We start from the raw sequence: 7,277 nt of genomic DNA, 5'->3' as shown, positions 1-7,277 counted from the left end.
TTGGCGATAAATTTGATCACCAAATGCCATGAATGTTCCTCCGTTTTTAACCTATCTCATTATTTTTATTCATTCTTTTGTGGGGATTCGTCAGTATCTGAGTCAGATTATCTAGATATTGCCAATCAACTTGGTTGTAAAGTCGCTGCTATTAAAGCTGTTGCGGACGTAGAGTCTTCTGGTGATGCATTTTTCTCAAACGGAAAGCCAAAAATCTTATTTGAAGCCCATATTTTTGCTCGTTTGACAAATCACAAGTATGATCAGAGTCATCCATCTGTATCCAGCAGAACCTGGAATCGAAGCTTATATACCGGTGGCTCCCAAGAGTATGCAAGGCTTGAAATTGCCATGAGTTTAGATACTTCAGAGGCTTTGAAGTCGACTTCATGGGGGCGCTTTCAAATTATGGGCTTTAATTATAGTGAGTCTGGTTTTACTAGCGTAGAAGCATTTGTTAAAGCAATGTTCAGCTCTGAAAGAAAACAGCTTGATGCTTTCGTTAGCTTTGTAAAGAATAAAGGCCTAGAAAAGTACCTAATAACGCTAGACTGGGCTTCATTTGCGAAAGGTTATAACGGCTCGCAGTACGAACAGAATAAGTATGATATTAAATTACATAAGGCATTTGAAAAATATGACAAAAAGTAAACTCTCTAACGCTTTGTGGGTTTTACCCTTATTTTTAGTTGCATCGTGTAGTGCCTCTCAGCGTGATGTGGCAGAGATTATATTTAAATGCCACGCTGATCAGCCCAAATCGATTGATGTTGTTATTAGTAAAATAGATAACACGTTTAAATTAGAGCAATTTAATATTGAGAGTTCAAAGCTTGCTAATGCAGCGCTAATTAGTGATGTGAGTAAATCGAGCTACCACCGTTCTTTAGTTACAGAGCACAGTATGACTTTCACATACGGCGATAGTGAAGTCTTAGTGAGTGACTACTACAGCGAAGAACTTAATATGATTACTAAAGAAACATCAGTAACAATGCAAAAAATTGGTACAAAAGAATATTGGCTTTGTGATGATTCAGGTTTTAGTAAGTTGGGCTCTATTGAAGATTTCTAGTGAATTAAAAATGTTCATTATCTTGCTAAAATTAAAGTGATTAAAGTGGAATAAATGTACCAAGATGATGAATTAGAAAAGCAGGTCTATTTTGCTGAACAGGCTCATTCATACCTTCGCCTATGCTTTCTTTTACAGTTTATATTTCTCAAAAAAGAGTTTCTTAAGAAGAGACTTTGACATGGGGAAAACATTTTTGTTTGCTTTTTCTTTGTTATATCTTTCGCCAAAGCAGCAGGTCCGAGGTGGAATAATTCAATTTATATAGATGATCACAACTTAACAATTAATGTCGCCGCGGAGCAGTGCCAAAAAAGCTTAATTAATGCTCCTAAAAGCTGGAACTATGGTGTAAAAAAGTCATTAATATGGGTTCTTGGAGAGGTTTAGTACCTCTTAGCTTGCACACCGGTAATGGTGATCCAGATTGTAATAGAGTCATCAACAAAGACTAATTGGAGTTTAACTAGCACCAACTCCAAACAGGTTACTGTCATACGACTTTAAACTGTTAAAACATGCAATAAATGGTTCTATTAAACATCGCTTCTAACCGATTATAAATCATCGAAGGTGTTTAGGGTTGATTTATACACTACGTTGAATAGTCACCGATATCTAAATTTAGATAACAAAAAAGCGCCTTTCGGCGCTTTTTTAGTTTGGTTAATCAAAAGATTAACGCTTATCAACGCTCACAAAATCGCGCGCAGACTCACCAGTGTATAACTGACGTGGACGGCTGATTTTATGGCCTGGTTGATCTAACATTTCTTTCCAATGTGAAATCCAACCAACAGTACGTGACAGTGCAAATAACACTGTGAACATATCGTTAGGGATACCAATGGCTTTCATGATGATACCAGAGTAGAAATCAACGTTCGGGTATAGCTTCTTAGAGATGAAGTACTCATCTTCAAGTGCGATACGCTCAAGTTCCATTGCTACGTCTAATAATGGGTCAACCACTTTAAGTTCTTTAAGGACTTCATGACAGGTTTCACGCATCACTTTAGCACGTGGGTCGAAGTTCTTATAAACGCGATGGCCAAAGCCCATTAGGCGGAATGGATCGTTTTTGTCTTTCGCTCTCTCGATAAACTCAGGAATGCGGTCAACGCTGCCGATTTCTTCTAACATTTCTAAGCAAGCTTCGTTAGCACCACCATGAGCTGGGCCCCACAACGAAGCAATACCCGCTGCAATACATGCAAATGGGTTAGCGCCTGAAGAACCTGCTAAACGGACGGTAGATGTAGATGCATTTTGCTCATGATCAGCATGCAGTACAAAAATACGATCCATTGCTTTTTCTACAACAGGATTGACTTTGTACTCTTCACACGGAGTAGCAAACATCATCGACAAGAAGTTACCCGCATAACTTAAATCGTTACGTGGGTAAACAAAAGGTTGCCCCATTGAGTACTTGTAGCACATCGCTGCGATTGTCGGCATTTTCGACACTAAGCGGTAAGCTGCAATTTCACGATGCTTTGGATTGTTAACATCAAGAGAATCTTGATAGAAAGCAGATAATGCACCGGTTACACCACATAGCATTGCCATAGGGTGTGCGTCACGGCGGAAACCTCTGAAGAAGAATGCAATTTGCTCATGTACCATAGTGTGTTCTTTCACTGTGGCAACAAATTGTTCGTAATCAACTTTAGACGGTAATTCACCGTAAAGAAGCAAGTAGCATAAATCTAAATAGGTAGATTCAGTTGCAAGCTGGTCAATTGCATATCCACGATGCAACAAGATACCTTGTTCACCATCGATATATGTAATAGCAGACTCACAAGATGCAGTAGCTAAAAAGCCTGGATCGAAGGTGAAATAACCTTTTTTTCCAAGTGTACTGATGTCGATAACGTCAAAACCTTCAGTACCTTTCTTAATAGGTAGGTCGATTGAATCGTTTCCTGGTAACTCTAATTTGGCTATATTATCAGCCATACCCCGTTCTCCTTACTTCATTCTTCTATATGAGTGCGGCATGTTAAGCGGTCATTACTTTACAGTGGATCGGGATCACAGATCAATTTAAATAAGCGTTTAAATTTGTTAGACCATGGTATATGTTCGCTGAAAACCGCTCTGCGCTTGCATTAGAATAAAAAAATACTAAAAAAACTTATTTTGCATAATGTGAGGTTTGTATTTGACAATTCCCGCGAGTATACTTGCCTGCGTCCCTAAGGGCGACGAGCGTCACAGTTTAGAAATGATCAATTTACTAACTAAATAGTGGTTTCTCAACTGATTAGATGCTTGAGAGTAGTCTGTTTTTTGTTTAAAAAATGCTCTGCCTTGTGCAAGCTTTAGTGGTTAAGCAAAAAATAGATCATAAAAAAAATAATGCTCAATGGAGCTGAGTGAGCAGAACGTGAAAAAGCAAAGACCTGTCCATCTAGACCTGCAGACGATAAGCTTTCCTGCGACAGCTATCGCATCAATACTGCACCGTATTTCCGGTGTTATCATGCTATTTGCTATTGGTATCCTTCTTTGGTTGTTAAATTCGACTTTAACATCAGCAGATGGGTTCGCTAGCGTACAATCCTTGTTCGATGGTTTCGTGATGAAGTTCATCATTTGGGGCATTCTAACCGCGTTGGGTTATCACTTATTAGGTGGCATTCGTCATTTGATTATGGATGCCGGACACTGGGAAGAGTTAGCTTCGGGTGTCTCATCAGCTAAGGCTACGTTTGTGTTAGCAGTAGTCTTTTCAATCATAGCGGGGATTTGGGTATGGTAACAAATGCAGCAAGTTTTGGACGCAGTGGTGTTCATGACTATATTCTATTACGCGCAAGTGCAGTGATCCTCGCTTGTTATACTATTTTTTTAGTTGGCTTTATCGCGTGTAGTGCCCCGTTAACTTTCGAGATTTGGAATGGTTTGTTTGCTTCACTTCCAATGAAAGTCTTTACCCTAATAACCTTGATTGCTTTACTTATCCATGCGTGGATTGGTGTATGGCAAGTGTTGACTGATTATGTCAAACATACAGCGTTACGTGGTGTATTACAGTTTACCTTTGTGTTGATCGCTTTTAGTTATTTAGCGTCAGGCATTGTAATAGTGTGGGGTGTTTAAGTGAGTATTCCAGTACGCGAATTTGATGTAATCGTAATCGGCGCCGGCGGCGCGGGTATGCGAGCTGCATTACAGATTTCTAAAGAAGGTAAGAGCTGTGCGCTGTTATCTAAAGTATTCCCAACTCGTTCACATACCGTTTCTGCTCAAGGTGGCATCACTGTAGCATTAGGTAATGCGCACGAAGATCATTGGGAACAACACATGTACGACACGGTTAAAGGTTCTGATTTTATCGGCGACCAAGAAGCCATTGAGTTTATGTGTCAAACGGGTCCTGAAGCGATTATCGAACTTGAGCAAATGGGTTTACCTTTCTCTCGTTTCGAAGACGGCACTATCTATCAGCGTCCTTTTGGTGGTCAGTCGCGTAATTTTGGTGGTGAGCAAGCTGCTCGTACTGCTGCTGCAGCTGACCGTACAGGTCATGCACTGCTTCATTGTTTATACCAACAAAACGTTAAACATAAAACTGACGTTTATTCTGAGTGGTATGCCTTAGATTTGGTTAAAAACGAAGATGACGTAGTGGTGGGTTGTACTGCAATTGAAATTGAAACGGGCGAAATTGTTTATTTCAAAGCAAAAGCGACTATTTTAGCCACTGGTGGTGCAGGACGTATTTATGCATCAACCACTAATGCTCACATCAATACTGGTGACGGTGTTGGTATGGCGGCACGCGCTGGTGTTCAGTTACAAGACATGGAAATGTGGCAGTTCCACCCTACAGGTATTGCCGGTGCAGGTGTTTTGGTTACTGAAGGTTGTCGTGGTGAAGGTGGATATCTTCTAAACAAAGACGGCGAGCGTTTCATGGAACGTTATGCGCCAAACGCGAAAGATTTAGCATCTCGTGACGTGGTAGCACGTTCAATGATGACTGAAATTCGTGAAGGTCGTGGTTTAGACGGTCCTTTAGGTCCACATTGTTTGCTAAAACTTGATCATTTAGGTAAAGAAACCTTAGAAGCTCGTCTTCCTGGTGTGTGTGAATTATCACGTACCTTTGCTCATATTGATCCAGCTGATGGTCCAATTCCAGTGTTGCCAACTTGTCATTATATGATGGGCGGTTTACCGACTAAAGTAAGTGGTCAAGTTATTCGTATGAATGACGACGGCACTGAACAAGATGTATTAGGTTTATTTGCTGTTGGTGAGATTGCTTGTGTATCTGTACACGGTGCAAACCGTTTAGGTGGTAACTCTTTACTTGATTTAGTTGTGTTTGGACGTGCTGCTGGTCAGCATTTAGGTAAAGCGTTAGACGCTACACCTGATCCAAAAGCGGCTTCAGACGTAGAAATTAGTGCATCACTTGCTCGTCTTAATCGTTGGGAAAGCAACAAAGACGGCGAAGAACCTGCGGTTATCCGTAAAGATCTTCAATTGTGTATGCAGTTAAATTTCTCTGTTTTCCGCAGTGGAGATGCTATGGCTGAAGGTTTAGAACAGCTACAAGCAATTCAAAAGCGTCTTGAAAATGCTAAGTTATCTGATAATTCAACAGAATTTAATACTCAACGTATTGAGTGCTTAGAATTAGACAACTTAATGGCTACAGCGCTGGCAACTGCTTATGCAGCTAACTTCCGTACTGAAAGCCGTGGTGCGCATTCTCGTGAAGATTATTTAGACCGTGATGATGATAATTGGTTATGTCATAGTTTGTATAACCCAGTCACTCAAGGTATGAGCAAACGTGATGTCAACATGACACCTAAATTACGTGAAGCGTTTCCACCTGTAAAACGTACCTATTAGGCAGGAGTTGCAAAAGATGAAATTAACATTTGCATTGTATCGTTATAATCCTGATGTAGATACCAAGCCTTATATGAAGGATTACACCTTAGAAGTGCCTGATGGCACTGACATGATGGTGTTAGATGCGTTAATTAAACTGAAAGAACAAGACTCAACGCTTGCGTTCCGTCGTTCATGCCGTGAAGGTGTGTGTGGTTCTGACGGTGTTAACATGAATGGTAAAAACGGATTAGCGTGTATTACGCCATTATCTACCTTTAAAGGTAAGAAAATTGAAATCCGTCCTTTACCAGGCATGCCAGTAGTTCGTGATTTGGTTGTAGACTTAACTCAGTTCTACAAGCAATACGAAAAAATTAAGCCTTATCTGATTAATGACGAACAGGCTCCAGCTCGTGAACATCTACAATCACCTGAAGAGCGTGCTCATTTAGATGGTTTATATGAATGTATCATGTGTGCATGTTGTTCAACTGCTTGTCCATCTTTCTGGTGGAACCCTGATAAATTTATCGGGCCAAGTGGTTTATTACATGCATATCGTTTCTTAATTGACAGTCGTGATACGGCCACTGAAGAGCGTTTATCTGAACTAGATGATGCTTACAGTGTGTTCCGTTGTCATGGCATCATGAACTGTGTTGACGTTTGTCCTAAAGGATTAAACCCAACTAAAGCGATTGGTCACATTAAGTCAATGCTGCTTAAGCGAGCTGTTTAATGCACAAAACTGAGCAAAATAATCTGACTTATTAGCTTTGTTAAGAGTCATCTTCAATATTGGGGATGGCTCTTTTGTGTGTTTATGTAATACCTCCTGCTATTATCTTGTTAAGATAATTTCAGTCTACGTGTGATGTAACTTACGTTACTCACTGTTATGTTTATGGCTAGCACGTGTATCAAGTTTGAAAGGAATAACAATGCACCAAGGCATCATGAAAGCCTGGCTCGAGTCGTCACATTTAAGTGGTTCGAACTCGACCTACGTAGAAGAGATGTATGAAGCCTATCAAGAAGATCCGCAATCAGTTACTCCTGATTGGCAGCTTGTTTTTGATAACCTCCCTCCGGTTAACGGTGCCTCAGTAGAAGTACCCGAAACTGCTCACTCTAAAGTTCGTGACTATTTCCGTAGTTTAGCTTTACAAGGTCGTTTAAAAAACGCTACTAGCGTCGGCGACCCAGAGTTAGATGCGAAGCAAGTTAAAGTCCTGCAACTGATCAATGCTCACCGTTTCCGTGGCCATCAAAATGCCAATTTAGATCCATTAGGATTGTGGAAGCGTGAAGCTGTTCAGGAATTGGATCCTGCTTACCA

7 protein-coding genes and 1 pseudogene are annotated in these 7,277 nt (G+C 40.5%); 7 read left to right on the top strand and 1 reads right to left on the bottom strand.

Annotation, left to right across the window (positions count from 1 at the left end):
* The coding region (locus tag CXF78_RS05980; RefSeq protein ID WP_145991380.1) for an N-acetylmuramidase family protein at positions 1–651 on the top strand (651 nt) is incomplete at its 5' end.
* Positions 638–1,075: a hypothetical protein gene (locus CXF78_RS05975; RefSeq protein WP_011637804.1), complete on the top strand. Its 438-nt coding sequence runs from the start codon at positions 638–640 to the stop codon at positions 1,073–1,075. The genes CXF78_RS05980 and CXF78_RS05975, both read left to right, overlap by 14 nt.
* A 678-nt stretch (positions 1,076–1,753) precedes the next feature.
* Here the strand turns inward: CXF78_RS05975 and CXF78_RS05970 are convergent.
* Entirely contained in the window at positions 1,754–3,040 is a 1,287-nt protein-coding gene (locus CXF78_RS05970; RefSeq protein ID WP_011637803.1) for a citrate synthase, read from the bottom strand.
* A 409-nt stretch (positions 3,041–3,449) separates the two neighbouring features.
* Between CXF78_RS05970 and sdhC the strand changes: the two genes are divergently transcribed.
* The 5 genes and pseudogenes from sdhC to CXF78_RS05945 form a co-directional block, all read left to right on the top strand.
* On the top strand, positions 3,450–3,845 hold the full coding sequence (gene sdhC / locus CXF78_RS05965) for a succinate dehydrogenase cytochrome b556 subunit (protein ID WP_011637802.1): 396 nt from the start codon (positions 3,450–3,452) through the stop codon (positions 3,843–3,845).
* Complete coding sequence (gene sdhD / locus CXF78_RS05960; RefSeq protein WP_011637801.1) at positions 3,839–4,186, top strand: succinate dehydrogenase, hydrophobic membrane anchor protein; 348 nt, start codon at positions 3,839–3,841, stop codon at positions 4,184–4,186. The genes sdhC and sdhD overlap by 7 nt, the downstream gene beginning before the upstream one ends.
* Positions 4,187–5,953: a succinate dehydrogenase flavoprotein subunit gene (sdhA, locus tag CXF78_RS05955; protein WP_011637800.1), complete on the top strand. Its 1,767-nt coding sequence runs from the start codon at positions 4,187–4,189 to the stop codon at positions 5,951–5,953. It begins immediately after the preceding gene.
* Positions 5,954–5,969: 16 nt separating this feature from the next.
* Positions 5,970–6,677 carry a succinate dehydrogenase iron-sulfur subunit gene (locus CXF78_RS05950; protein WP_011637799.1) on the top strand — a complete coding sequence of 236 codons (708 nt, stop codon included), beginning with the start codon at positions 5,970–5,972 and terminating at the stop codon, positions 6,675–6,677.
* A gap of 202 nt (positions 6,678–6,879) precedes the next feature.
* A pseudogene (locus CXF78_RS05945) lies at positions 6,880–7,277 on the top strand (2-oxoglutarate dehydrogenase E1 component); the annotation flags it as partial.

This window comes from Shewanella sp. 11B5, from assembly GCF_002836795.1.
GTDB classification, from domain to species: Bacteria; Pseudomonadota; Gammaproteobacteria; order Enterobacterales; family Shewanellaceae; genus Shewanella; species Shewanella frigidimarina.
Note: the sequence above shows the minus strand (reverse complement) of the source record. Positions and strands in the feature narration are given on the sequence as shown.